Origin of the sequence: Paraburkholderia sp. Clong3, from assembly GCF_050436485.1 — a bacterium.
GTDB lineage: Bacteria > Pseudomonadota > Gammaproteobacteria > Burkholderiales > Burkholderiaceae > Paraburkholderia > Paraburkholderia tuberum.
Map to the genome: position 1 here is coordinate 158,197 of NZ_JBNDMH010000001.1, position 22,464 is coordinate 180,660.

At 62.9% G+C, this 22,464-nt stretch carries 18 protein-coding genes and 5 pseudogenes; 8 read left to right on the forward strand and 15 right to left on the reverse strand.

Going from position 1 to position 22,464, the window contains the following annotated elements:
- Positions 1–8 precede the first annotated feature (8 nt).
- Positions 9–1,118, forward strand: a complete 1,110-nt coding sequence (locus OKW30_RS00865; RefSeq protein WP_429345730.1) for an oxidoreductase — start codon at positions 9–11, stop codon at positions 1,116–1,118.
- A gap of 227 nt (positions 1,119–1,345) precedes the next feature.
- Here the strand turns inward: OKW30_RS00865 and hydA are convergent, their stop codons facing one another.
- From hydA to OKW30_RS00890, 5 genes and pseudogenes are all read right to left on the reverse strand, one after another.
- Positions 1,346–2,803, reverse strand: a complete 1,458-nt coding sequence (gene hydA / locus OKW30_RS00870) for a dihydropyrimidinase (RefSeq protein ID WP_429345731.1) — start codon at positions 2,801–2,803, stop codon at positions 1,346–1,348.
- 42 nt (positions 2,804–2,845) lie between these two features.
- A pseudogene (locus tag OKW30_RS00875) lies at positions 2,846–4,349 on the reverse strand (NCS1 family nucleobase:cation symporter-1).
- A 53-nt stretch (positions 4,350–4,402) separates the two neighbouring features.
- Positions 4,403–5,683 (reverse strand): NAD-dependent dihydropyrimidine dehydrogenase subunit PreA, encoded by a 1,281-nt coding sequence (gene preA, locus OKW30_RS00880; protein WP_429345732.1) that lies wholly within the window; start codon positions 5,681–5,683, stop codon positions 4,403–4,405.
- A 39-nt stretch (positions 5,684–5,722) separates the two neighbouring features.
- The gene (locus OKW30_RS00885; RefSeq protein WP_429345733.1) at positions 5,723–7,117 is read right to left on the reverse strand and encodes an NAD(P)-dependent oxidoreductase; all 1,395 of its coding nucleotides are present in this window, start codon (positions 7,115–7,117) and stop codon (positions 5,723–5,725) included.
- Between the two features lie 127 nt (positions 7,118–7,244).
- Entirely contained in the window at positions 7,245–8,510 is a 1,266-nt protein-coding gene (locus OKW30_RS00890) for a Zn-dependent hydrolase (RefSeq protein WP_184054146.1), read from the reverse strand.
- 344 nt (positions 8,511–8,854) lie between these two features.
- Here OKW30_RS00890 and OKW30_RS00895 point away from each other — a divergent pair, with 344 nt between their 5' ends.
- From OKW30_RS00895 to OKW30_RS00910, 4 genes and pseudogenes are all read left to right on the forward strand, one after another.
- Positions 8,855–9,574, forward strand: a complete 720-nt coding sequence (locus OKW30_RS00895; RefSeq protein WP_184071848.1) for a TetR/AcrR family transcriptional regulator — start codon at positions 8,855–8,857, stop codon at positions 9,572–9,574.
- Positions 9,575–9,795: 221 nt separating this feature from the next.
- Positions 9,796–9,960 (forward strand): annotated as a pseudogene (locus tag OKW30_RS00900) (PfkB family carbohydrate kinase); the annotation flags it as partial.
- Between the two features lie 147 nt (positions 9,961–10,107).
- Complete coding sequence (locus OKW30_RS00905) at positions 10,108–11,067, forward strand: dihydrodipicolinate synthase family protein (RefSeq protein ID WP_429345734.1); 960 nt, start codon at positions 10,108–10,110, stop codon at positions 11,065–11,067.
- Positions 11,068–11,132: 65 nt separating this feature from the next.
- Positions 11,133–12,248 carry a LacI family DNA-binding transcriptional regulator gene (locus OKW30_RS00910; RefSeq protein WP_184071852.1) on the forward strand — a complete coding sequence of 372 codons (1,116 nt, stop codon included), beginning with the start codon at positions 11,133–11,135 and terminating at the stop codon, positions 12,246–12,248.
- A 580-nt stretch (positions 12,249–12,828) separates the two neighbouring features.
- Here the strand turns inward: OKW30_RS00910 and OKW30_RS00915 are convergent.
- Entirely contained in the window at positions 12,829–13,023 is a 195-nt protein-coding gene (locus OKW30_RS00915; protein ID WP_429290746.1) for a hypothetical protein, read from the reverse strand.
- 522 nt (positions 13,024–13,545) lie between these two features.
- On the opposite strand from OKW30_RS00915, the gene OKW30_RS00920 reads away from it, so the two are divergent.
- Both OKW30_RS00920 and OKW30_RS00925 read left to right on the forward strand, forming a co-directional pair.
- Positions 13,546–14,016 carry a YbhB/YbcL family Raf kinase inhibitor-like protein gene (locus tag OKW30_RS00920; RefSeq protein WP_429345735.1) on the forward strand — a complete coding sequence of 157 codons (471 nt, stop codon included), beginning with the start codon at positions 13,546–13,548 and terminating at the stop codon, positions 14,014–14,016.
- Positions 14,017–14,194: 178 nt separating this feature from the next.
- Positions 14,195–14,629: pseudogene (locus OKW30_RS00925) on the forward strand (IS3 family transposase); the annotation flags it as partial.
- 30 nt (positions 14,630–14,659) lie between these two features.
- On the opposite strand, the gene OKW30_RS00930 reads toward OKW30_RS00925, so the two are convergent.
- From OKW30_RS00930 to OKW30_RS00960, 7 genes and pseudogenes are all read right to left on the reverse strand, one after another.
- Positions 14,660–16,303, reverse strand: a complete 1,644-nt coding sequence (locus OKW30_RS00930; RefSeq protein WP_429346086.1) for a LuxR C-terminal-related transcriptional regulator — start codon at positions 16,301–16,303, stop codon at positions 14,660–14,662.
- Entirely contained in the window at positions 16,263–16,793 is a 531-nt protein-coding gene (locus OKW30_RS00935; protein ID WP_429346104.1) for a hypothetical protein, read from the reverse strand. The genes OKW30_RS00930 and OKW30_RS00935 overlap by 41 nt, the downstream gene beginning before the upstream one ends.
- A 61-nt stretch (positions 16,794–16,854) precedes the next feature.
- The gene (locus OKW30_RS00940) at positions 16,855–17,301 is read right to left on the reverse strand and encodes a metal ABC transporter permease (RefSeq protein WP_429345736.1); all 447 of its coding nucleotides are present in this window, start codon (positions 17,299–17,301) and stop codon (positions 16,855–16,857) included.
- 61 nt (positions 17,302–17,362) lie between these two features.
- Positions 17,363–17,725 (reverse strand): annotated as a pseudogene (locus OKW30_RS00945) (metal ABC transporter permease); the annotation flags it as partial.
- Positions 17,726–17,727: 2 nt separating this feature from the next.
- Complete coding sequence (locus OKW30_RS00950; RefSeq protein WP_184071860.1) at positions 17,728–18,639, reverse strand: metal ABC transporter permease; 912 nt, start codon at positions 18,637–18,639, stop codon at positions 17,728–17,730.
- Positions 18,640–18,645: 6 nt separating this feature from the next.
- Positions 18,646–19,467, reverse strand: coding sequence for a metal ABC transporter ATP-binding protein (locus OKW30_RS00955; protein ID WP_429346087.1), 822 nt, complete (start codon positions 19,465–19,467; stop codon positions 18,646–18,648).
- Positions 19,468–19,472: 5 nt separating this feature from the next.
- Complete coding sequence (locus OKW30_RS00960) at positions 19,473–20,489, reverse strand: metal ABC transporter solute-binding protein, Zn/Mn family (protein WP_260336599.1); 1,017 nt, start codon at positions 20,487–20,489, stop codon at positions 19,473–19,475.
- 227 nt (positions 20,490–20,716) lie between these two features.
- Between OKW30_RS00960 and OKW30_RS00965 the strand changes: the two are divergent.
- Positions 20,717–21,671 (forward strand): annotated as a pseudogene (locus OKW30_RS00965) (CobW family GTP-binding protein).
- Positions 21,672–22,137: 466 nt separating this feature from the next.
- Here OKW30_RS00965 and OKW30_RS00970 read toward each other — a convergent pair.
- Positions 22,138–22,263 carry a hypothetical protein gene (locus OKW30_RS00970; protein ID WP_256211476.1) on the reverse strand — a complete coding sequence of 42 codons (126 nt, stop codon included), beginning with the start codon at positions 22,261–22,263 and terminating at the stop codon, positions 22,138–22,140.
- Positions 22,263–22,406, reverse strand: a complete 144-nt coding sequence (locus tag OKW30_RS00975) for a hypothetical protein (RefSeq protein ID WP_176133875.1) — start codon at positions 22,404–22,406, stop codon at positions 22,263–22,265. Before OKW30_RS00975 ends, OKW30_RS00970 begins: the two co-directional genes overlap by 1 nt.
- Positions 22,407–22,464: the final 58 nt, after the last annotated feature.

The window sequence follows — 22,464 nt, forward strand, 5'->3', positions numbered from 1 at the left end:
CGGCCGCCTTGCGTTTCACACGCATTGCATGCGCGCGCTGCGCGCCCGACTCAGGAAGCCGCCGGATCCGTGCGAAACCCGAAAATGTCCAGCACATGCGGCGCGCGTGCAACGGGTATGCTAATCAGCATTCTCTCCGGCTAACGGCCTTCCCTCGACAATCGCCAATGAACCAGAACAAACAATGGAGCATCGACGACATCACGCCTCAGCACGGCAGACGCGTCATCATCACGGGGGCCAACAGCGGCATCGGCTATCACGTCGCTGCAATACTGGCTCGCACAGGCGCGGAAGTCGTACTCGCCTGCCGTGACGAACAGCGCGGCGCCGATGCCCTGTCCCGTCTGCAGAGGGAACTGCCCGCCGCCCGATTGCGGCTTGAACGACTGGATCTCGCAAGCCTTGCTTCGGTGCGCGCCTTTTGCGATCGCGAACTCGCGCAATGCCGGCCGCTCGACATCCTCATCAACAATGCGGGCGTCATGGCGCCCCGCCGACGCCTCGAAACGGTCGACGGCTTCGAATTGCAGTTCGGCACCAATGTACTCGGGCATTTCGCCCTGACGCGCCTGCTGTTGCCTGCGCTCGAGATGGCGGCAGGAGCGTCTGCCGAGCGGCCGCGCGTGGTCACGGTTGCCTCTATCGCACACAAGACCGGGCGGCTCGACTTCGACGACCTTCAGGCAACCCGTCGTTACCGTCCGATGACCGCCTATCGACAGTCGAAGCTCGCCAACCTCATGTTCGCGTTCGAACTCGATCGCCGGTTGCGCGCCGCACGATCGCGCGTGATGTCCGTTGCCGCGCATCCCGGCGTTGCCAATACGAATCTGTTCCGTGCCGACCATTTTGCCGCAAGCCCGATCGTCCGCTCTGCGCTCGGCGGACTGATCGATATCTTGTTCAACAGTGACCAGACCGGCGCGCTTTCCACGCTCTATGCCGCAACCGCAGCCGATGTCGTCGACGGCGGCTACTATGGTCCGCTCGGATTGTTCGAAACACGGGGTCGAGACGTGGGACCAGCGAACGTCGCCAGTCAGGCAAGAAACGGAACCGATGCAAGACGCCTCTGGCAGGCCTGTGAATCGCTGACTGGAACAGCGACCGGATAGCGCATGGATCGCGGAACGCGGGAAACGCTAACCGCGAGATACGGATTACTCATTCAACCATGACCGCACCCCGGCTCGCGCTTTTCTCATATCTGATCGCTCAATGGCGAACTCCGACGCAGATAAAAAACGCCGACCGGTTTGCACTCGAACTACCGGGGCGCAACGCGAATCCTGTCGCGTCGAGCCCCCGATTTCCCCTGCAGCGCCTCCACGCGTTGCCGTGTTTATTGTGGCGCGTCACCTTCGCGATGCACCGGCTGCGTCTGCTTCAGGCTCTTCGCGAGGCGCGACGCCTGCAGATAGCCGGGATTCGCGGGCCGCTTCAGATAACGCCCGGCTCCGCGCCGCGCGCGCAGGTCGCCGTCCGCCCACACGAGTTCGCCTTGTGAGACGGTGTGTGTCGGCACGCCGCGAACCGTCATCCCTTCGAACACGTTGAAGTCCACGTTCTGATGATGCGTCTTGACCGATATCGCGCGCGTGGCCTCGGGATCCCAGACGACGAGATCGGCGTCGGCACCCACGGCCACCGTGCCCTTGCGCGGGTACAGGTTGAAGATTTGCGCCGCATTGGTGGAGGTGACGCGCACAAATTCGTTCGGCGTGAGCCGGCCGGTGTTCACACCTTGATCCCACAACACCGCCATGCGATCTTCCACGCCGCCGCAACCATTCGGAATTCTCGTGAAATCATGGCGGCCCATGGCTTTCTGCGAAGCGCAGAACACGCAGTGGTCGGTTGCGGTGGTGTGCAGCAGGCCGCCCTGAAGCCCGCGCCAGAGCGCGTCGCGATGCTCCTGGGTACGGAACGGCGGACTCATCACGTGGGCGGCGGCGCGCGTCCAGTCCGGGTCGCGATAGACCGACTCATCGATCACGAGATGCCCCGCGAGCACTTCGCCGAATACGCGCTGCCCTTCGCCGCGTGCGCGCGCGATCGCCTCGAGCGCGTCTTTCGCCGAGACATGCACGATGTACACCGGCACTCCAAGCACCTGCGCGATGCGGATGGCGCGATTCGCTGCCTCGCCTTCGACTTCGGGTGGCCGTGAAAGCGGATGCGCCTCGGGCCCCGTGAAACCGCGCGCAAGCAACTGGCGTTGCAACTGGAATACGAGCTCGCCGTTTTCCGCATGCACGGTAGGCAGCGCGCCCAGTTCGAGTGAGCGCGCAAAGCTGTTCACGAGAACCTCGTCGTCGGCCATGATGGCGTTCTTGTAGGCCATGAAGTGCTTGAAGCTCGAGACGCCATGCTCGTTCACGAGGAGCCCCATGTCCCGATACACGCTTTCATCCCACCACGTCACCGCCACGTGAAAGCCATAGTCGGAAGCGGCTTTCTCTGCCCAGCCGCGCCACTCGCGAAAGGCGTCCATCAGCGGTTGCTTCGGGTTGGGGATGACGAAGTCGATGATCGATGTCGTGCCGCCCGCAAGCCCCGCCGCCGTGCCCGTGTAGAAGTCGTCGCTGGCGGTCGTGCCCATGAAGGGCAGCTCCATATGCGTGTGCGGATCGATGCCGCCAGGCATCACATATTGGCCACCGGCGTCGACCACGGTCGCGCCCGCAGGCGCGTCGAGGTTCTCGCCAACGCTCTGGATCACGCCGTTTTCGCAGAGCACGTCCGCACGCCAGCTCTTGTCTGCATTGACGACGGTGCCGCCTCGAATCAGGATCGCCATGATGCCAAGTCTCCTTCAGTTGAACATTCACGCTTGAAACGCTCACGCGCTCGCAACACGTGGGCGCCGGCTCTTGGCGAGCTTCATCATCACGCCATAGACGAGCGCCGCAATGGCGAGCCCCACGAACCACGCATAGGTGTAAATGCTTTTGAACGCATCGGGCACGGTGGCAAACGCATTCGGGAACGCGACATTGAGAAAGCCCGGCAGGTTCGGCAGCACACCTGCGATCAGCGCGATCACGGCAGCCGGATTCCAGCCGTTCGAGTAGGCGTATTCGCCGTTTTCCTCGAACAGCTGGGCCGTGTCGAGGCGTGTGCTGCGAACGAGAAAGTAGTCGACCATCAGGATGCCGGCCACAGGCCCAAGCAGCGCCGAATAACCGACGAGCCACGTGAAGATGTAGCCCTGGGTGGTGGCAAGGATCTTCCACGGCATCATCACGATGGCGATACCCGCGGTGATGAGACCGCCCGTCTTGTACGAGATGCCCTTTGGGCCAGAGGCTCGAGAAGTCGTAAGCTGGTCCGACGAGATTCGCGGCGAGATTGCAGCACATCGTGTCCAGTGTGAGGATGATGAGCGCGATGCCCACACCGACGCCCTCCATGCGACTCGTGAGGTCGATCGGGTCCCAGATCGCCCTTCCGTAAATCACAACCGTTGCCGAGGTCACGACCACGGAGACTACCGAGAGCAACGCCATCGGAATGGGCAGGCCGATGGCCTGGCCCACGAACTGGTCTTTTTGCGTTTTTGCGAAACGCGTGAAGTCGGGAATGTTGAGCGCGAGCGTGGCCCAGAAGCCCACCATGGCCGTGAGGCTCGGCCAGAACGTCGCCCAGAAGAGGCCCGCCTTCTTGCCGCCGGCGGCGAACTGTGACGGTTGCGACAGCATCGAGCCTACGCCGCCTGCCTTCGAACATGCCCACCACACGAGCACTGCGCACATCACCACCTTGATGGGCGCGGACCAGCTTTCGAGCCAGCGGATCGAATCGGTGCCGTGCAGAATGAAGTACAGCTGGAACACCCAGAAGACGAGGAAGCAGCTAGCCTGTCCGATCGAAATGCCGAGCCACGGCAGTGCGTCGCCCACCAGCGCGTTGTGCGTGAGGATGTTGACGAGCGTATAGATGGCGCTGCCGCCAAGCCATGATTGAATCCCGTACCAGCCGCACGCCACGACGGCGCGCAGCATGGCTGGCAGCTTCGCGCCCTGGGTGCCGAACGACGCTCGCACGAGCACCGCATAAGGAATGCCGTACTTCGTACCCGCATGACCGATCAGCAGCATCGGCATGAGCACGATCAGATTGCCGAGCAGCACGGTTAGCACGGCCTGCCATGGCGCCATGCCCTGCTCGGTGAGGCCGGCGGCGAGCATGTAGGAGGCGATGTTCATCACCATGCCTACCCATAGTGCCGCGAAGTGATACCAGCGCCATGTGCGCTGCGCAACGCCGGTGGGCGCGAGGTCATCGTTGTATAGCTCGCTTTCGGCGCGGCGCGCATTGGCGTCGACTGCAAAGGGCTGGCTCATGACGTGGGTTCTCCGTGCTTGTCGTGGGTCCGGCTCGATCCGGCTTCGAAATGTCAGGCGGCTTTCGGGTCGGCGACACGCGCCGGGTTGTTCGGGTGCGTGGTCCAGTTCTCGTAGCGCTCGCCCGAATCGACACGCTCCATCGTGATGCATTGATCGACCGGGCAAACATGCATGCATAGATTGCACCCGACGCAGTTCGCATCGACCACCTCGAAGTGGCGCTTGCCGTCGCGCGCGGCGGTGATCGCCTGATGCGAGGTGTCTTCGCAGGCGATATGGCAGAGCCCGCACTGGATGCAGCGGTCCTGATCGATACGCGCCTTGATGTCGTAGTTGAGGTTCAGGTATTGCCAGTCGGTAACGTTCGGCACGGCGCGGCCGCGAATCGCGTCGAGGCTGGCGTACCCGGTGTCGTCCATCCAGTTGGAAAGGCCGTCGATCATGTCGCTGACGATCCGGAAACCGTAGTGCATCGCCGCGGTGCATACTTGCACGCTGCCCGCTCCCAGCACGATGAATTCCGCGGCGTCGCGCCAGTCCGAAATGCCCCCGATGCCAGAGATGGGCAAGCCTTGCGTTTGCGGGTCGCGCGCAATCTCCGCGACCATGTGCAGTGCAATGGGCTTCGCGGCAGGACCGCAATAGCCGCCATGCGTGCCCTTGCCGTCCACGGTGGGCAGCGGCGCCATGACGTCGAGATCGACACCGACGATCGAGTTGATGGTATTGATGAGCGAGACGCCGTCCGCACCACCCTTCATCGCCGCGCGCGCGCCGTGACGAATGTCGGTGACGTTCGGTGTGAGTTTCACGAGGCAAGGCAAGCGCGTGCCTTCCTTCACCCAGCGGGTGACCATTTCGATGTACTCGGGCACCTGACCCACCGCTGCGCCCATGCCGCGCTCGCTCATGCCGTGCGGACAGCCGAAGTTCAGCTCCACAGCGTCCGCGCCAGTGTCTTCCACCTGAGGCAGAATCCACTTCCAGTCGTGCTCGTTGCAAGGGACCATCAGCGAGACGATGAGCGCCCGGTCGGGCCAGTCCCGCTTCACCTGCGCGATTTCCTTCAGGTTCACGTCGAGCGGCCGGTCGGTGATGAGCTCGATATTGTTCAGACCCGCCATGCGCTGGCCGCGCCAGGTGGTGGCGCCATAGCGCGAGCTTACGTTCACCACGTGCGGGTCGAGCCCGAGCGTCTTCCAGACCACGCCGCCCCAACCCGCCTCGAAGGCGCGATTGACGTTGTAGGCCTTGTCGGTGGGCGGCGCGGAAGCGAGCCAGAACGGGTTGGGCGATTGAATGCCGGCAATCGTGCAGCGCAAGTCGGCCATGATGCGACTCCTTCGTTTTATCTGGATTCGGTGCAGCTATCACGCGGCTCGGGCGGCCCTGGCGGACTGACTCGCAAGGAAGCGGTCGATCGCGTGCGCGGCAAGCTTGCCGTCCTGCACGGCCTGGACGGTCAGATCGGTGGCGCCGTGGCCGGCACAGTCGCCGCCTGCGAAAACGCCCGCAAGGGACGTGGCGCCGTTCGCATCCACCGCGACGCGCCCGCCTTCCTCGGTGAGTTGCAACCCGTCGAGGCCTTCGGGTAACAGCGTTTGGCCAATTGCCTTCAGCACCATATCGGCCTCCACGCGCACGATCTCCCCAGTGCCACGCAATGCGCCGCTCATATCGAGCCCGGTGCGCTCGAATTCCACGGCCCGCACCTGCGTGTCGCCGACGATTCGCAGCGGCTTCATCCACTCGGCCAACGTCACACCCTGGCTACGCGCGAATTCCAGTTCGGCCCAGGTGGCGCTCATCTGCGCCGCGCCGCGACGATAGGCGAGCGTCACTTGCTCCGCGCCCAGCTTGCGGCTTTGCACGGCGGCGTCGATTGCCGTATTGCCGCCTCCGAGCACCACCACCTTGCGACCGACGGGCACGCTGGCCAGATCGTCGGCCTCGCGCACGCGCGCGATGAAATCCACGGCATCGAGCACGCCGTCGAGCAGTTCGCCTTCGATGGAGAGCGTATGCGTGCCGCCAAGGCCCACGCCGATGAACACCGCGTCATACGCCGCGCGTAACTCCGCAAGCGTCACGTCATGCCCCAGTCGCTGGCCCTGGCGCAGTTCTATCCCGCCAACGGAAAGAAGCCACCGCACTTCGCGCTGCGCGTAGCCGTCGACAGTCTTGTACGCGGCTATGCCGTACTCGTTCAGGCCGCCCGGCTGTTCGCGCGCGTCGAAGACGCTCACGCGATGCCCGGCAAGCGCGAGCGTGTGCGCGCAGGCGAGACCCGCGGGACCCGCGCCGACCACGGCAACATGACGGCCTGTCTCGCTGGCGCGCTTAAAGAGCGCAGGGGCACCGGCGGCTTCGCGGGCCATCTGGAAGTCGGTGGCATGACGTTGCAGCGCGCCGATCTGAACGGGCTCGCCATCCTGATGATTTCTCACGCAGGCGCCTTCGCAGAGAATCTCGGTCGGGCACACGCGTGCGCACATGCCGCCCAGCGGGTTCGCGCTGAGGATATCGCGCGCCGCGCCCTTGAGATTGCCGTTGCCGATCTTGCGGATGAAACCGGGAATGTCGATGCCCGTGGGGCATGCGTTCACGCAAGGCGCGTCGTAACAGTAATGACAGCGGTCGGCGGCGATCATGGCCGCATTCGCGGAAAGCGGCGGCGCGACGTCGGCGAAATTGCAGCCCAGTTGCTCGGCACTGAGACGGCCTGGCGCGATGCCGTTGGCGGCATTCGAGGTGGTCTGGGACATCCGGATGCTCCTTGCGCGGCGAAACACGGGTCCGCCGGCCGTGTGCGTGACGTGCGCGGCCGGTACGTGGGGAATCGTTGGAAAGACAGCGCGGCGCTGAGACCGCTTGCGTTCGATCGAAATTGCGTCAGCCGGGCTCGCTCGCGCGTTCGAGCATGGCGTGCAGCAACACGTTCGCGCCGGCTTCGATCCATTCGATCGTCGCGTCCTCGACTTCGTTGTGGCTGATGCCGTCGATGCACGGTACGAACACCATCGAGGTCGGCGCGACCGTCGCGAGATAGCACGCGTCGTGACCTGCGCCCGAAACGATATCGCGATTCGAATAGCCGAAGCGCTCGGCCGCCGCGCGCACGGACTTCACGCACGCCTCGTCGAACGGCACGGGCGCGTAGTAGAAAATCTGCTCGACGTCGGCTTCGAGCTTGCCCTGTTCCGCGATCTTCGCGATGCCTTCGCGCAGCTCTGCGTTCATCTGCGCCAGCACCTCGTCCTGCGGATGGCGAAAATCGATGGTGAAGAACACGCGGCCCGGAATCACGTTGCGCGAATTCGGATGCACCTGCATCATGCCGACCGTCGCGCACGCGAGCGGCGCATGACGCAGGCCGATTTCGTTGACGAGCTGCACGACGCGCGAGGCGCCCAGCAGCGCGTCGCGGCGGCGCGGCATGGGCGTGGGCCCCGCGTGCGCTTCCTGGCCCGTGAGCACGACTTCGTACCAGCGCTGACCTTGTGCGTCGGTGACCACGCCGATCGTCCTGTTTTCGGCCTCGAGTATCGGCCCCTGTTCGATGTGCAGTTCGAACGCCGCGTGAATCTTGCGGCCGCCGCACGGCAACGCGCCCGCGTAGCCGATGCGCTGCAATTCCTCGCCGATGGTCTTGCCGTCGACGTCCTTGCGCGACAGTCCGTACTCGAGCGCAAACACACCCGCAAATACGCCCGAGGCGACCATCGCCGGCGCGAAGCGCGAGCCTTCTTCGTTGGTCCAGATCACCGTTTCAACAGGGCGCTCGGTTTCGATGCCGTAATCGTTGAGCGAGCGAATCACTTCGAGGCCGCCGAGCACCCCATAGATACCGTCGAAGCGCCCACCGGTTGGCTGCGAGTCCGCGTGCGAGCCGGTCATCACGGGCGGCAGGTCGTTGTTGCGCCCCGCGCGGCGCATAAACACGTTGCCCATCTGATCCACACTGATCGTGCAGCGCGCCTCTTTCGCCCATTGCACGATGAGATCGCGGCCCTGCTTGTCGAGGTCGGTCAGCGCAAGACGGCACACGCCGCCTTTGGGCGTGGCGCCAATCCTGGCCATCTCCATCAGGCTGTCCCACAATCGCTGACCGTTCACGTGGATCGCGGTCGTCAGCGCGGCTTCGCTTACTGCGTTCATGCGTGTTCTCCTGTCCGTGCTTGTCAAACGTGCATGCATGCCACCGTGTTGGGGCGCGAAGGATCACAACGGTGCACGTCTCGATGGCACTGCGCTGTCCCTGAAACCCAGCCCTTCGAATCCTGTCCGATTGGACAGGTTTTAGACGAGAAACTTCGCGAATTCAATGCGGAGTTACGAGCGAAAAGCGTGCCATTGATGCTGCAGTGCGTGAAAAAACCAGCCGTCCGTGCTGCGCGTTTCTCCTGATGTCGGTGAATTCGCGGCGCACTTGCATCGTGGCTACAATGATTCCCGCATGCGCGCGGCCGCCGCGCTCCTTTTCTCTTCCGAATGGACCGAACATGCGCGACGACGAACCCACCACGCGAGCCGCGCCCCTCGCGACGCGCGGCACCGTGCAGGCGCAACGAGCCGCCGACACATCGCACAAGCCACATCGGCGCAAAGCCTCCATTCGTGCGTCGAATGAATCCCATCTGCTCGCCTGTGCCGAAGCCGTGTTCGCCGAACGCGGCTTCGAAGGCGCGAGCACGGCGCTGATCGCCGAGCGCGCGGGTTTACCGAAGGCGAATCTGCACTATTACTTCCCGACCAAGCTGGCGCTGTACTGGCGCGTACTCGACGATGTGTTCGAGGAATGGAACGCCGCCGCCAACCTGTTCGATGCAAGCGACGATCCGGTCGAGGCGATTGGCGGCTACGTGCGCGCCAAGATGGCCCTGTCACGGCGCCGCCCACTTGGATCGAAGGTGTGGGCCAACGAAATAATCAGCGGGGCGCTGCACATGCAAGAGATCCTGCTCGAACGCGTGAAGCCGTGGATGGACACACGCGTGAAGCTGATCGAGCGATGGATAGCCAAAGGGTTGCTCGCACCCGTCGACCCTCGGACGCTCCTCTTCATGATCTGGGCGACCACGCAGCACTACGCCGATTTCGAGGCTCAAATATGCGCGCTCTCGGGCAAACGCGCGCTCTCGACGAAGCGCTTCGAGGCTACGACGGAAGAAGTGGTGAGCATGATCCTGCGGGCGAGCGGAGCGCGATCGCCGGTCCGATGAATTGTTTTGGGGAGTTTCCCTGATGACGTCATTGTCTCGTTGCCGCGGTCGCTGTTTTGCGCGCTAATGTAAGCGCTAACATTCGATCTGCGGACCGGCATTCCTGGGACCGAATCGTCGTGGTCGGCAGTGCGAACATGGATCTCGTTGTCCACGCAGAGCGACTTCCGGCGCGCGGCGAAACCTTGCTCGGTGGCGCGTTCGCTACATTCGCCGGCGGGGGCGGCTTCGCAGCCGAGCGCGTGCGCGGCGCGAGCATCCGCGGCGCGATCGACTTCGCTCAGCGAGCCGCGGCGCTCAGCGTCACGCGTGAAGGCGCGCAGGCATCCATCCCGACACAGTTCGAAGTGCGGGCGCAACCCACGTTCGCGGCGGCGGTTTCATAGACCCGGCTGCGCGACGTCCAGCAGCCTGCGCGGGCCGATGCGGTCGACGAGGCCGGCGCCGATCGAAAGCGAACCGGAACCGGGCAGCCCGGCACGGGCACCCGCTTGATGAACTGCCCGTTCAACCCTGCCAAGGACAACACCGACATGACCCTCCCCACTTCTTCGACGCGCCCGTCGCAAACGATCGAAGGCATCGTGCCCGTGATGCTGACGCCTTTCGACGACGACGGCGCCATCGACTATGCCGGGCTCGAACGGCTGATCGAGTGGTATCTCGCGCACGGCTCGGACGCGCTGTTCGCCGTGGCGCAGTCGAGCGAGATGCAATTTCTCAGCCTCGCGGAGCGCGCGGCGCTTGGCCGCTTCGTGGTCGAGCGCGTGGGCGGCCGCGTGCCGGTGGTGGTCTCGGGCCACATCAGCGATGATCCCGACGCGCAGGCCGAAGAGCTGAACGCCGCCGCGGCGACCGGCGCGGACGGGATCGTGCTGGTGACGAACCGGCTCGATCCGGCCCGCGACGGCACGCAAGCGTTCTCAACGAACTTGCGCCGCCTGATGAGCCGCTTGCCTTCCGACATACCGCTCGGGCTATACGAATGCCCGGCTCCCTACCGGCGCCTGCTATCCGACGACGAGCTCAAGATGTGCATCGACACCGGCCGCTTCGTGATGTTGAAGGACGTGAGCTGCGATCTCGACACGGTGAAGCGCCGCGTTGCCCTGGCGAAGGGTTCGCCCATGAAGATCCTTAACGCGAATGCCGCGATTGCCTGGGATGCGATGAAAGCCGGATCCGCGGGATTCAACGGCGTGTTCACGAACTTCCATCCGGACCTGTACAACTGGCTGCGCAATCGCGCCGACGAGAACCCGGCGCTCGCCCGCGAGCTCTCGATCTTTCTCGTGGTCGCGGCGGTATCCGAGGCACTCGGCTATCCGGCGCTCGCGAAGATGTACCACCAGCGCATCGGCACGTTCCAGTCCATTCGCTGCCGCGCGATCGACTACGACGTGCGCGAACGCTTCTGGGCGCTCGACGCGGTGCTCGACAAGATCGTCGAAGGTACCGAGCATTTCCGCTCGCGCATCGCAGCGGGGGCCTGACGGATGCGCCGTTGTGTCGCGCCGCGAGTAAGACGACGGGCTCCCTGTACGAAACCTGAACGTCGATGCCTCGCTCTTGCGCCTCTGACTCTGCTCTCGAAGAAAAACCGTCACCTGCCGGGCGGGCGGCCGGGGCGCGCTCCCGCCGCAGCACGGGGCGCACGGTGCTGTCCGACGTGGCGAAGCTCGCGGGCGTGTCCACGGCGACGGTATCGCGCGTCTACAACGAGCCCAGCAAAGTGTCGGACAGCGTGCACGAGCGCGTCGAGCGGGCTGCGCTGGAGCTGAACTGGTTTCCGAATGCAGCCGGACGTGCGCTCGCATCCACACGCAGCCACATTGCGGGCATCGTCATTCCGACGCTCGATGATCAGGTGTTTGCCTCGCAGGTGAGCGGCATGCAGGCTGCGTTCGCCGCGCGCGGCATCACGCTTTTTCTCGGCTGCTCGAACTACGATCCTAAAGAGGCTCTCTCCCAGGTTCAAGCGATGCTCGCGCGCGGCGTGGAGGCGATCGCGGTGGTGGGCGAAGCGCATCCGCCGGAGCTCTTTGATGCGCTGCGAGTCTGGCGCGTGCCCTACGTCGTGCTTTATGCGTGGCGCAAAGGCAGTCCGCACGTTTGCATCGGCGTTGACAACCGCGCCGCGTATGAAGCGATCACCGAGCATCTCGTCGCGCTCGGTCATCGGTCGTTTGCGGTCTGCATCCAACCGACGCGCGACAACGACCGTGCGCAGGCGCGGCTCGCAGGCATTCGCATCGCGCTGGAGCGTCATGGCCTCGCGGTGCGGCCGGAGCACCTCGTCGAAGGTGAATCCACGCTCGATTTTGGCCGGCGCGCGTTGCGCGCGCTCTGGCAACAGCCGGGGCCGCGTCCGACAGCGATCATCTGCGGCAACGATCATATTGCGCTCGGCATTGTGCGGGAGGCGGAAGAGTTGGGCATCGCCATTCCTGGGCAACTTTCCGTCACCGGCTTCGACGATCTCGCGATCGCACGCGAAGCGCGCCCGCCCCTCACGACGATGTACGTGGACACACGCGAGATCGGCACGGTCGCCGCGAGGCATCTGCTCGACGCGCTGGACGGCCGGGCAACGCGACAAGGATATGCGCTGCCTGCGGTGCTAAAAGTACGCGGGTCAACAGGGCCGTATCTCGATGCGGCTGGCAAAAGATGATGTCCTCGTGTGCGCTTGCGGAAGCAGACGTGCATTTTTCGAAGAATTGCTTATCGCTATTAGGCCAGCCGGCTTTGCAGGAAGGTTGTCGCTTTCATGTACCGAACGGCATGAACGGCTGAAAGCTCAATGACGGCGTTGAGTCCAGAGGCGGCGCGAGTACTCAAACGTCTGAATCATCCGCTCGCGTTCCGTGCAAAAAGCTGGTCTCCCCCGACTTGGATATTCCGCCAGGCGCCCTATACTAGAAGAGAGCCGCGCGGAAGCCGGCCCCTGATGCAGAAGCGGACGAGAAATCGTTCATTGGGGCGCGGTAGCGGGGCCACGGAAACGCCCGCGTGAATAACGCGGGCGTTTTCTTTTTTGTGCCCCGATCGTGCAGCCGCCCTGCCCTATGGCATGGTGCCGAAGGAATGGTGGTCCGATGTCCGCGGGGTGCGCCAACGCAAGCGTGTGCGCATTCCACGCCGGCGACTACGAGGAAGTCGAAGATCCGAGGGCTCGTCGGTACTTCGCGGTTCGTCGGTTGAGGCTAGCTGCTCGCTCGAGTCCCAGCCGACACGCGGCAGGTTTCGACTTCTCAGTGTATGCGCGCGAGGTTACGAAGGAGCGAATCGCCGTCCTGCGTCACGCGAGGTCGCACTGCCCCGCAGGCAAGCCTCTCCATGGTGACGAGCTGACGTTCAAGCAGCGTATCGAGTTCTTCCCGCTCGGCAATGTGGTCAGCCGAATCCCTGACCAGCATCAATGTCGCAAATTCATGGGCGCTGAGCATGCTTGCCTCCTGATAGCTTGAGTAGGTGCTGTATGGATTGTGTTTGGCTGCGGCACTCGCTTTTGACGTACTCGCTGCAATGGCGCGGGGAATTGATGGTAGGGGAGCGCAGCGGCGCGGCAATCCAGGGTCGTCCCGCATATTGGGTCGATTGGGGAGTGCCGCACTGCAACAGATGCGGTGGCGATCACGCAAAAACGGGTTTCGGCACGCTGGAGATCGGGAGAATCGTCGACGTAGCCGTTCGGGCTGTAAGCCGCCTTCTCGAGTTGAGCCAGTTCGGCCGCCAATGACTACAATTCAGGGATCGTCGCATTTCCCAAGGAGGCTGCCATGACTCAATCAATGATCAGTTTTTGGGTTGGCCTTGTGGTTCTCGTTGTCGTTGCATCGGCCTTGTCCAGGCGCTACAGGCGCGATCACCCGGGAGAGAGCCTGAGTCAGTGGCTCGACACACATCATATGAGCTGGATGCATCGCAAGCACTAGCTGGCGGCGCGGGCTGACGCCGAGGAGCGCACCATGGCCTTCACCCTCACCTCACACGCTTTCCACGAAGGAAGCGAGATTCCTCGGCGCTACACCTGCACGGGCGCGGACGTCTCCCCACCGCTCTCGTGGTCCGGGGTACCCGCCAACGCGAACAGCCTCGTGCTGATCGTCGACGACCCCGACGCGCCCGACCCGGCCGCGCCACGGATGACATGGGTCCACTGGGTGCTTTACAACATCCCGACGACGGCTCCTGGTGTTCAGGAGGGCGTCACTTCGGGCGCGCTTCCGGCAGGCACACTTGAAGGCACCAACGACTTCCATCGCACCACGTATGGCGGCCCATGCCCGCCCACTGGCCGTCATCGGTATTTCCATAAGCTCTACGCGCTCGACACCGTGCTGCCCGATCTTCACAAGCCCACGAAGGCGGCGTTGGAAAAGGCGATGGAAGGCCATGTCGTGGCGCACACCGAACTGCTCGGCACATTCAAGAAGTAACACGCGGACCCCTGGACGCTACTTGTCCGGGATCGTCGATTCCGCGTCGATGCTGCGCAAGCTCGTTCACGTCGCATTCGGTGTTATCAGGTCAGGCAAGTGCTTCGATCCCGAACTACAAAATGCTTGACGGGGAGGGGGGTGCGACATGAACAGCGTTGCTGTCGCAAAAGGATGAATGAAAGCCTACTCAGCAGAAAGAAAAGAAGCGTTAGTGCGCCGCATGATGCCGCCAGAAAATGCGCTGGTTTCGGCGCTGGACAAGGAGTCGCAGTGCCGGGCGATGGGAAGAATCCCGAAGGATGGTCTTCGGAAGACAAGTTTGCGGTAGTGCTGGAAACCGCGCCGCTCAACGCAGCGGAGCTGGCCGAGTATTGCCGCCGCAAAGGTCTTTATCCCGAACAGATTGCGGCGTGGCGGGCTGCTTGCCAGGCGGCCAACGCGAATGCTGCCGCGCAGGCGCGCGAGCAGCGTCATCAGTCGAAAGATGACAAGAAGCGCATCCAGCAGCTTGCGAAGGAATTGCAGCGCAAGGAGAAGGCGCTGGCGGAAGCGGCTGCGCTTGTGATTCTGAGAAAAAAGTCCAGGCGATCTGGGGATGTCCGCGCCGGATCTGGTGAGGGCTATTGCATATGGCTCGCCACTACATGGCCGCGCGGCGCTCTCCTACCCCATGTCCAAAAACTCTCTGTACGGCGACGGCGTCAATTCGCGAATTTACGTCGAGCTTTTCGAAGATATTTTTCAAATGCCACTTGACCGTCTCGGGTGCCAGTTTCAACGACCGGCCGATTTCCTTGTTCGAAAGACCGCGGGCAACGCACTCGAGCACCTCAAACTCCCTCGCACTAAGAACATCCGGTGACAGCGGCACGGCCTCAACATGCGTGGGCGACGCAGCCGGTGAATTGCCGAAGGCATCAAAAGCTGTAAGCAGCCTGTCGACATACGCCGTTTCTGCCGTAGGAACATTCGCTGAAGCGAAGCGAAATTGCTGTAGCAACGCGCGCACGGGTGGCCCCTCATCCACGAAGCTGTTAATCATGCCGCTCTGCCTTCCGAGCCGTAGCGCTCGTTCGAGCGCACCAAGCGCCTTTTCGGACGCTCCACATTGCGCGAGCGCGCATGAGAACAGCAGGGAAACCACAGCCTCCGAATAGCGCCTGCCCGTAGCAGCCAGAGTATCGAGCAAAGGTGTGAAAAGCGTGACGGCTTCATCTGCACGATCCCCGGCGATCAGTACGCGAGCCTGCAGGAGACAATAGCTTGTCCAGGTGTCTACCGCGCACCCAGTCCGCCCTTCGCACATCATTGGCACGCTCTTGCTCAGCTCGTCGGCGATCTGCCTCGCTTGAGCAACGTTGCCTTCTACAAGGAGCAATCTTACCGTTTCGGCATCCAGCGCCAACTTCAGACGTAGCCAGTGTCGGGTTACGGCGGCCTGTCGACCGTCTTCGAGAATAGCCAGCGCCGAACCCATCTCCCCGTCGCGCCACAGCAAGCGTGCTGCAGACAGTATATGGCGCATCAAACCAGTTAGCGGCGAGGTTTCCAGTGCAGCGGTCGTGCGGCCCGCGATCATCCTCCGCGCTTCAGGCAGTTCGTTGCACTCATAGTAGATCGCAGCAAGGCAACTGGCCGCCCAGGTCGCGCAGGATGACGAGTGGCCCCATGCTTTTTCGATGCGGTGGAACATCGCCTCAAAAATTCGCCTTGATTCAGACAGCTCGCCATGCACAAATGCAGCAACACCGAACGACGAGCGTCGAAACATATCCGAGTAGTCGGGCTCCTGACCCTGTTCAACTCGCTCGCCGACGGCGTCGCGTATTTCACGTATCTGGTCGAACCTGCCCCGGTGCATCAAGCCGAAGAGCTGCGCGTATTGCGCGCAGCGCTGCACCCAAGGCGCCGTAGGCGCCACTGAGGTTTGAGCAGCATGGCCCAGTTCGAGTGCCCGCTCGCTGTCCTCTACCATAGTGGCGATCAGTGCGCTGACCGCGTTGATCTCCGCCAATGCCGCTTCCTCTACCATGCGGGTATCCTTGCGACGCCCCCGAAAGAATTCGTTGGTAACAGCAGCAACCTCCCTCGAGGCGGCGTCCGGCTGAATCGAGAACACGAGCGCCCATGCTTTCGTAAGGCGCAAACGAAGCCGTCTCTGGATGACATCCGGTGGCAGTTTTCCGATCCATCCCAGCAACGTGTTCAACTCACCGCGCTCGAGCATCTCCGTCGCACAGTTTTCAACCCACTGTGCCGCCTGCTCGAGTTCGCCTGCAGCCAAGGCATGTCTGACTGCCTTCGGGCCACAGACGTGCTCCTGCAAACCATTGGGACGCACGACGGTGCAGCAACGGGACGTGTTGCGGCATCTGGCGAAGAAGGCGCCGACGAAGTGCGTCGGACAGGAGCGCATGATAGCGGTACCAGTGCCGTGTTTCATCCAGCGGCCGGATGAACACGCTGTGCCGCTCGAGCCAGTCGAGCTCGCCCCCGCTTCCACTTCCCTTACCCATGATGGCATCGCACAACTCAGGGGCGAGTCGTTCAAGAATCGACGTGTACAGCAGAAACTTCAGCATATGGAGCGGCAGATGTGCGAGCACGGTATCGTTCAGGTACGAATCGATTCCGGAGCTGACTCCGACCAGCGCACCGGCGACCTTGGCCGCATCGCCCACATCGCGTAGCGCTAGAGCAGCAAGTTGCAAGCCAGCGACCCACCCCTCCGTTGCCTCGTTCAGCAACTCAACACTGGTCCGGTCAAGCGGCACGGTGCCTGTCCGGTCAAAAAATGCCTGCGCATCGGCGATCGAAAAACGGAGATCGTCGACATCAATACGTACTAGTTCCTCCGGAGCTCGAAACTGGTGAGCCGACCGGTGCCTCCGAGGCCGGCCGTTCGTCGTGGTGGCGCGCGAAGGCTCGTGCCCGGGTCCACACCTGCCCCACTCCGTAACAGGCGGCCCCAAGCAGGCCAACGAAGAAACCGACTGGCCAGTTGGAGACATAGGAGAGGGCGATCGATGTCCACACCGTGACGAGCGAAATTCCAACCGACACGCATATCGCAAGAATCGGCCGGTCAGTCAGCGAGCGGGCCGCAGCCGCGGGTCCAATCATCAGGCTGAACACTAGCAGCGCGCCCACTACGGGGAGCGCCATTGCCGTCGCAAGCGCCAGGATGCTCATGAACGCAAGTTCCATCGCGCGGCTCGATACGCCTCTCGCCTTCGCCAGATCGGGCGATACCGAACTGAGCAGGAGTGACCGGAAGAGCACAAACCGCAACCGCAATCGAGAACCCGCTGATCGCGGCAACCGGCGCGAGATCGGTGTTGCTCACGCCCAGTACTTCGCCGAAGAGAAGGGCATAGACCGCTTGTGAATACTCGCTCGTCATGCTCAGGAACAGCGCCCCGAAGCCTAGCAGCGTGACGAGGCACAGGGCGGTTGCGACTTCGTGTCTTCCGCGCCGGCTCAGCCAACCGATTCCGATCACGCCGAGAGCAGCGAAGACGATCAGGCCGAAGAGCGGATTGATACCGAGCAGGCTTGCCGCTGCAGCACCCGGAAAAGTGCCGAGCGGCAAGGCGTGCGCGGCGAACGAGGCGCCTCGAATCACCACGAAGAAACCGATGAATCCGGCGACCGCTGCCACGATGCTCGCCACGATCCACGTGTTGGTCATGAAGCTGGAGAACATGGTCAGGCCTCACCCGGTTCACGGGCGTTCAGGGCGATCCGCGCGCCCGTTGGGGGCTTCCGTGCAGGTCCGGCGCGACCTGTGATGACATACAGGGCGAAGATAAGCGTCACCACGAAGAAGCTCACTGGCCAGCCGTGCCCGGGGGTCCAGTAGTAGCTGTCGTACGCGAGGAGGATGCCACCCCAGGTCGTGCCCAGGCCGATTAACGCGGACAGACCCGTGGCCCAGCCTGGCCGCTTTGCCGCCCTCAAGGCGATCGCCGCCGGACCTATCAGGAGTGCGGTCGACAGGATGGCGCCGACCGTAATAGCTGATAGGGAAACGGCCAGCGCCAATACCAGCAGGTGCAGGAGTCCGACCGTCCGTACCCGCACGCCCATGACCGCAGCCAGCTCTGGGTCAACGGAGCTGAGCAGCAAGGGACGATAAAGCACGCCCGCGGCAATCAACGCCCCCGTGCCCACCGCCAGTGCGAGCGGAATGATCGATGCCGGAATGGCGAACATTGATCCGAACATGACGGTGATCGCCGCTCCAGTCGTGCTTTTCGATGTCACGTCGAGGTAAAGAAACAGCGCGGCAAGGCCAAGCCCCGCGCCCAGCACGACGCCGGTCACAAGATCGCGCTCACGGGCGCGGCGCACCCGCACCAGTTCCATGCCGCCCGCTGCCATGACCGCCATGATGAGAAATCCCAGCAACGGGTTGATGCCGAGCAGGAACGACGCAGCACCGCCCGCGCTGCTCACATCGGCCAGCGCATGGCCGGCGAAGGACTGGCTCCTCATGACGGTGAATACGCCAATTACGCCGGACACGACTGCGGCGCCGCCGCCGACTACCATCGCGGTATGCACCGGTTCACTGCTAAAGAAGCCCGGTTCAAAGATGAGGGTGAGCAGGGAATCCATCTTGAATCAGGGAACCTGCACAATGTGGGCGGGGTCTCGCCGAACGGCGGCAAGCATTTCGGCCTCGGTGCCGGCGGCAATCACCAGCACGCGGCCGTGCACGCGGACGACATCGATGTGATAGCCGTACAGTCTGCTCAGGACCTCGGTACGCACCACTTCGTCCGTCGCCCCGCTCGCTGCGTGGCCATTGGCGAGGTAGACGATCCGGTCCATCACCGGCAGCAAGGGATTCATGTCATGCGCCGAAAGCAGGACCGCGAGCCCGTGCTCGAGGCTCAGGCGGCGCAACAGCGCGACAATTTCGGCGACGCTGCGCATGTCGAGGTTGGCCAGAGGTTCGTCCAGCAACAGCAGCCGCGGACGGCGAACCAGAGCGTGTGCGATCAGTACCCGCTGCTGCTGGCCTCCGGACAGTTCCCCGATGCGCTGGTCCGCGAAAGGCTCTGCATCCACGACTTTGAGCATCCCGTCGACCGCCTCGCGGCGTTTTTTCGACGGTAACGGCAAGCCGAGCCTGTGGCCCTCGAGGCCGAGCGACACCAGATCCCGCGCACGCATCGGGAGGTAGGGGTCGAGCGCGATCTTCTGCGGGACGTAGCCCACCGAGGTCAGGTTGCGCGCACCATTGATCCTGATGCTACCTGCACTCGCTACCTGGAAGCCGAGGATCGTACGCAGCAGCGTGGTCTTGCCCGAACCGTTCGAACCGATAAGGCCGCAGAACTCTCCCGCTTCCAGACTGAAACTCACCGCATGTAGCACGCTGTGCCCCGGGAAAGAGACGCTCACCCGATCGACCGCAAGGACCTCGTTGCCAGGGCACATGCCGCTCACTGCACAGCCTGCAAGGTTTCAGTGGACACTTTGGAAGTCACTGCCTTTTCCAGCGCATTGACTTCCGCCAGCATCCACGACTGGTAAGTAAAGCCGGGGGTTGGCATGGTCTCGTAGACGCCGACCACCGGAATACCATTTTTCCTGGCCAGATTGAGAAACGACTGTGTGAGCGCATCCGTGACCTGCTGGTTGTAGACGAACACCTTGACCTTGTGGTCCGTGAACAGGCTGTTCTGTTTCGTCACGTCCTGCGGAGAGGGATCGGTGCCGTTCATGATCGCCGCCTGCAGGCTGAAGGGTGTGGCGATATCGGTGCCGACCGCTTCGAGCATGTAGTTGGCGACCGGCTCCGTCACCGCGACAGGCGTTTGCGCGTAGTGCGCCTTGAACGATGCAATTGCAGCCAGCCAGGGCTTGAGTGATGCGTCGAACTTCTTCACGTTGGCTTGAAAGTAGGCTGCCTGCGCGGGGTTCAATGCGGAAAGGTCCGCTGCCACTGCCTTCGCAACCGCCGGCATGGTTTTCGGGTCGTACCAGAGATGCGGGTTCGGCGTGCTGTCGGGCAGGCCGAGCAGGTGTTGGGCGTCAATGACCTTGCGTTTGTTGTTGGGCGCGGCTGCGATGATCTTGTCGGCCCAGGCGTCGTATCCCACGCCGTTCTTGACGATCAGATCGGCGGAAGCAAGCTGCGCTGCCACCTTCGGGTTGACCTCGAACGTGTGTGGATCCGTATTGGGATCCGTTTCGATCGCGCTCACCTGAACGTACTTGCCGCCGATCTGGGCGATGACGTCGGCGTACTCGTTTTCGACACCGATGGCGTTGATTACGCCAGCCGCTGCTGATGCCGCCATGGCGCTTCCCTGATGCAGGGCAAGCAGTACCAATGCAGCCGAAAGGCTACCGATGGGCTTTAGTGCGGCGCGCCAAACAAACCGGTCTGGCTGTCCTGAACTCCAGGATGCGCGGTGCTGAACGGAGTTGCAAAGCCTGGCGGCGATTTTTTTCATTGGCGTTCCTGGCACGAAAAATAACAATCCGATAGGATTAGATACGTTATAACATAACACATACGGTGTCCAGCGTTCCCGGTAGACAGACTGGCCGTCCCGGAGCGTGGCATCAGCGAAGCGGGCTGTCACCGCATGGGGGCATCTCGACCGTAACCATTTGCTCGGCGCCCGGGCATCTCGACGGGCGAACATGCTTGAGCGCGTGCCGCTCACAGGAGAATGCAATGCAAGATGCAACCGGCTTCCAGCGTATCCCGACGACCATCCTGACCGGCTTCCTCGGCGCCGGAAAAACGACCTTGCTCAACCGCATCCTGAACGAGCATCACGGCGGACGCGTTGCGGTCATCGAAAACGAGTTCGGCGAAGCGGGCATCGACAACGAATTGCTGGTGCAGGACGGTAACGAGCAGATTGTCGAAATGAACAACGGCTGTATCTGTTGTACGGTGCGTGGCGACCTGGTGCGCATTCTTTCGACGCTCGCCGCGCGACGGGAGACAGGAGAACTCGCGTTCGAGCGGGTCATCATCGAGACAACGGGACTTGCCGATCCGGCGCCCGTCGCGCAAACGTTCTTTGTTGACGATGTCGTGCAGGAGAAATACCTGCTCGACGCCATCGTGACGGTGGTCGACGCACGGCATGGCGGCGAGCAGCTCGACGAACATCACGAAGCGCAGGAGCAGGTCGGATTCGCGGACCGTATCCTCGTATCCAAGGTGGACCTCGTTGGCGAAGAGCAGGCGCAGCAACTGATGCGCCGGTTGCGGCAGATGAACCCGCGCGCGACGATCAGGCCGGCACATTTTTGGCGAGACGGACCTGAAGCAACTGCTCGACATCCGCAGCTTCAGTCTGGATGCCATTGTCGACATCGAGCCCGATTTCCTTGAAGACGTTTCGCACGAGCATGACGACGATGTGACGTCCTTCGTCTACCGCACTACTGCGCCTCTGGATCGGGACAAGCTCGAGGCGTTCTTCAGCGCCACGGTTGCGATCCATGGTGCCGCGATGCTGCGCTACAAGGGTGTGCTGAACCTGGCGGGTGTCGAGCGTCGCGCAGTGTTCCAGGGCGTACATATGATTTTTGGCGCGGATATCGGTAAGTCCTGGGGCGCGAATGAAACGCGCGAAACCCGGATTGTTTTCATCGGTAAACAGTTGCCACTGTGAATGGCGGTCGGAATCCGACATTGGATGGCGGCGTCGGACAGCCGGGCGACGCGATTGCTGTTCAGCCCGGCGACTCTGGGACGTTTCATGAGGCTCACATTCGGGTGCGTCGGAGGGAGCCCGTAGGGCGAGCGCAGACGCACCGGGGATGTTCGGTTCGGCAGGGGGATGACGCGGGAATCGGGATGCGGTAGAAGAACGACTACAACTGACCGCCGAAGAAACAGGCCCGACACCGGTCCTAACCGCCAAGTTCATTCCAGTGTCGAGCCCCACACGCGCACAACGGGGTACGGGTGCCGGGCCAGTATGGCACGGCTGATCCGCCTCGTCGATTCCGCTTCGGCATTGACGGGGACTGCCGATGCCGGCCACTGGCCGCCTCTTTCTGTGCGCCCGCTGCCGGGCGCAGGTCGTCGTGTGCCGCCGTTGCGATCGCGGCCAGATTTACTGCGGTGGCGACTGCTCACAGGCCTCGCGCCGCGCCCGCCTGCGCGAGGCTGGCCAACGCTATCAACTCAGTCGTCGTGGCCGCTTTGCACATGCCGAACGGATGCGTCGCTATCGTCAGCGCCTCAATAAAGTGACGCATCAGCGTTCCCCGACACCCGTCGCCAATGCTCTACTGCCACTGACTTCGACGACGACGGCCACCGCATCGACATCCACTGTCGCCGCGCCCGGATCGACGCCTTGCTGCTTCTGTCGCCGCATCTGTTCGGGCCTTGTACGCATCGGGCCACTGCGCCGTCGGGTCTTCCGTGATGTTCGTACTACTACTGACAGAACAGGA

What these genes read in the sequence shown, in the direction of transcription:
- hydA (WP_429345731.1), bottom strand. Translation starts at nt 2,803, where the DNA reads ATGGCGATCCTGATTCGAGGCGGCACCGTCGTCAATGCAGACAAGAGC.
- preA (WP_429345732.1), bottom strand. Translation starts at nt 5,683, where the DNA reads ATGGCCGACTTGCGCTGCACGATTGCCGGCATTCAATCGCCCAACCCG.
- OKW30_RS00885 (WP_429345733.1), bottom strand. Translation starts at nt 7,117, where the DNA reads ATGTCCCAGACCACCTCGAATGCCGCCAACGGCATCGCGCCAGGCCGT.
- OKW30_RS00890 (WP_184054146.1), bottom strand. Translation starts at nt 8,510, where the DNA reads ATGAACGCAGTAAGCGAAGCCGCGCTGACGACCGCGATCCACGTGAAC.
- OKW30_RS00895 (WP_184071848.1), top strand. Translation starts at nt 8,855, where the DNA reads ATGCGCGACGACGAACCCACCACGCGAGCCGCGCCCCTCGCGACGCGC.
- OKW30_RS00905 (WP_429345734.1), top strand. Translation starts at nt 10,108, where the DNA reads ATGACCCTCCCCACTTCTTCGACGCGCCCGTCGCAAACGATCGAAGGC.
- OKW30_RS00910 (WP_184071852.1), top strand. Translation starts at nt 11,133, where the DNA reads ATGCCTCGCTCTTGCGCCTCTGACTCTGCTCTCGAAGAAAAACCGTCA.
- OKW30_RS00915 (WP_429290746.1), bottom strand. Translation starts at nt 13,023, where the DNA reads ATGCTCAGCGCCCATGAATTTGCGACATTGATGCTGGTCAGGGATTCG.
- OKW30_RS00920 (WP_429345735.1), top strand. Translation starts at nt 13,546, where the DNA reads ATGGCCTTCACCCTCACCTCACACGCTTTCCACGAAGGAAGCGAGATT.
- OKW30_RS00950 (WP_184071860.1), bottom strand. Translation starts at nt 18,639, where the DNA reads ATGGATTCCCTGCTCACCCTCATCTTTGAACCGGGCTTCTTTAGCAGT.
- OKW30_RS00955 (WP_429346087.1), bottom strand. Translation starts at nt 19,467, where the DNA reads ATGTGCCCTGGCAACGAGGTCCTTGCGGTCGATCGGGTGAGCGTCTCT.
- OKW30_RS00960 (WP_260336599.1), bottom strand. Translation starts at nt 20,489, where the DNA reads ATGAAAAAAATCGCCGCCAGGCTTTGCAACTCCGTTCAGCACCGCGCA.
- OKW30_RS00970 (WP_256211476.1), bottom strand. Translation starts at nt 22,263, where the DNA reads ATGCGTCACTTTATTGAGGCGCTGACGATAGCGACGCATCCGTTCGGC.
- OKW30_RS00975 (WP_176133875.1), bottom strand. Translation starts at nt 22,406, where the DNA reads ATGCGTACAAGGCCCGAACAGATGCGGCGACAGAAGCAGCAAGGCGTC.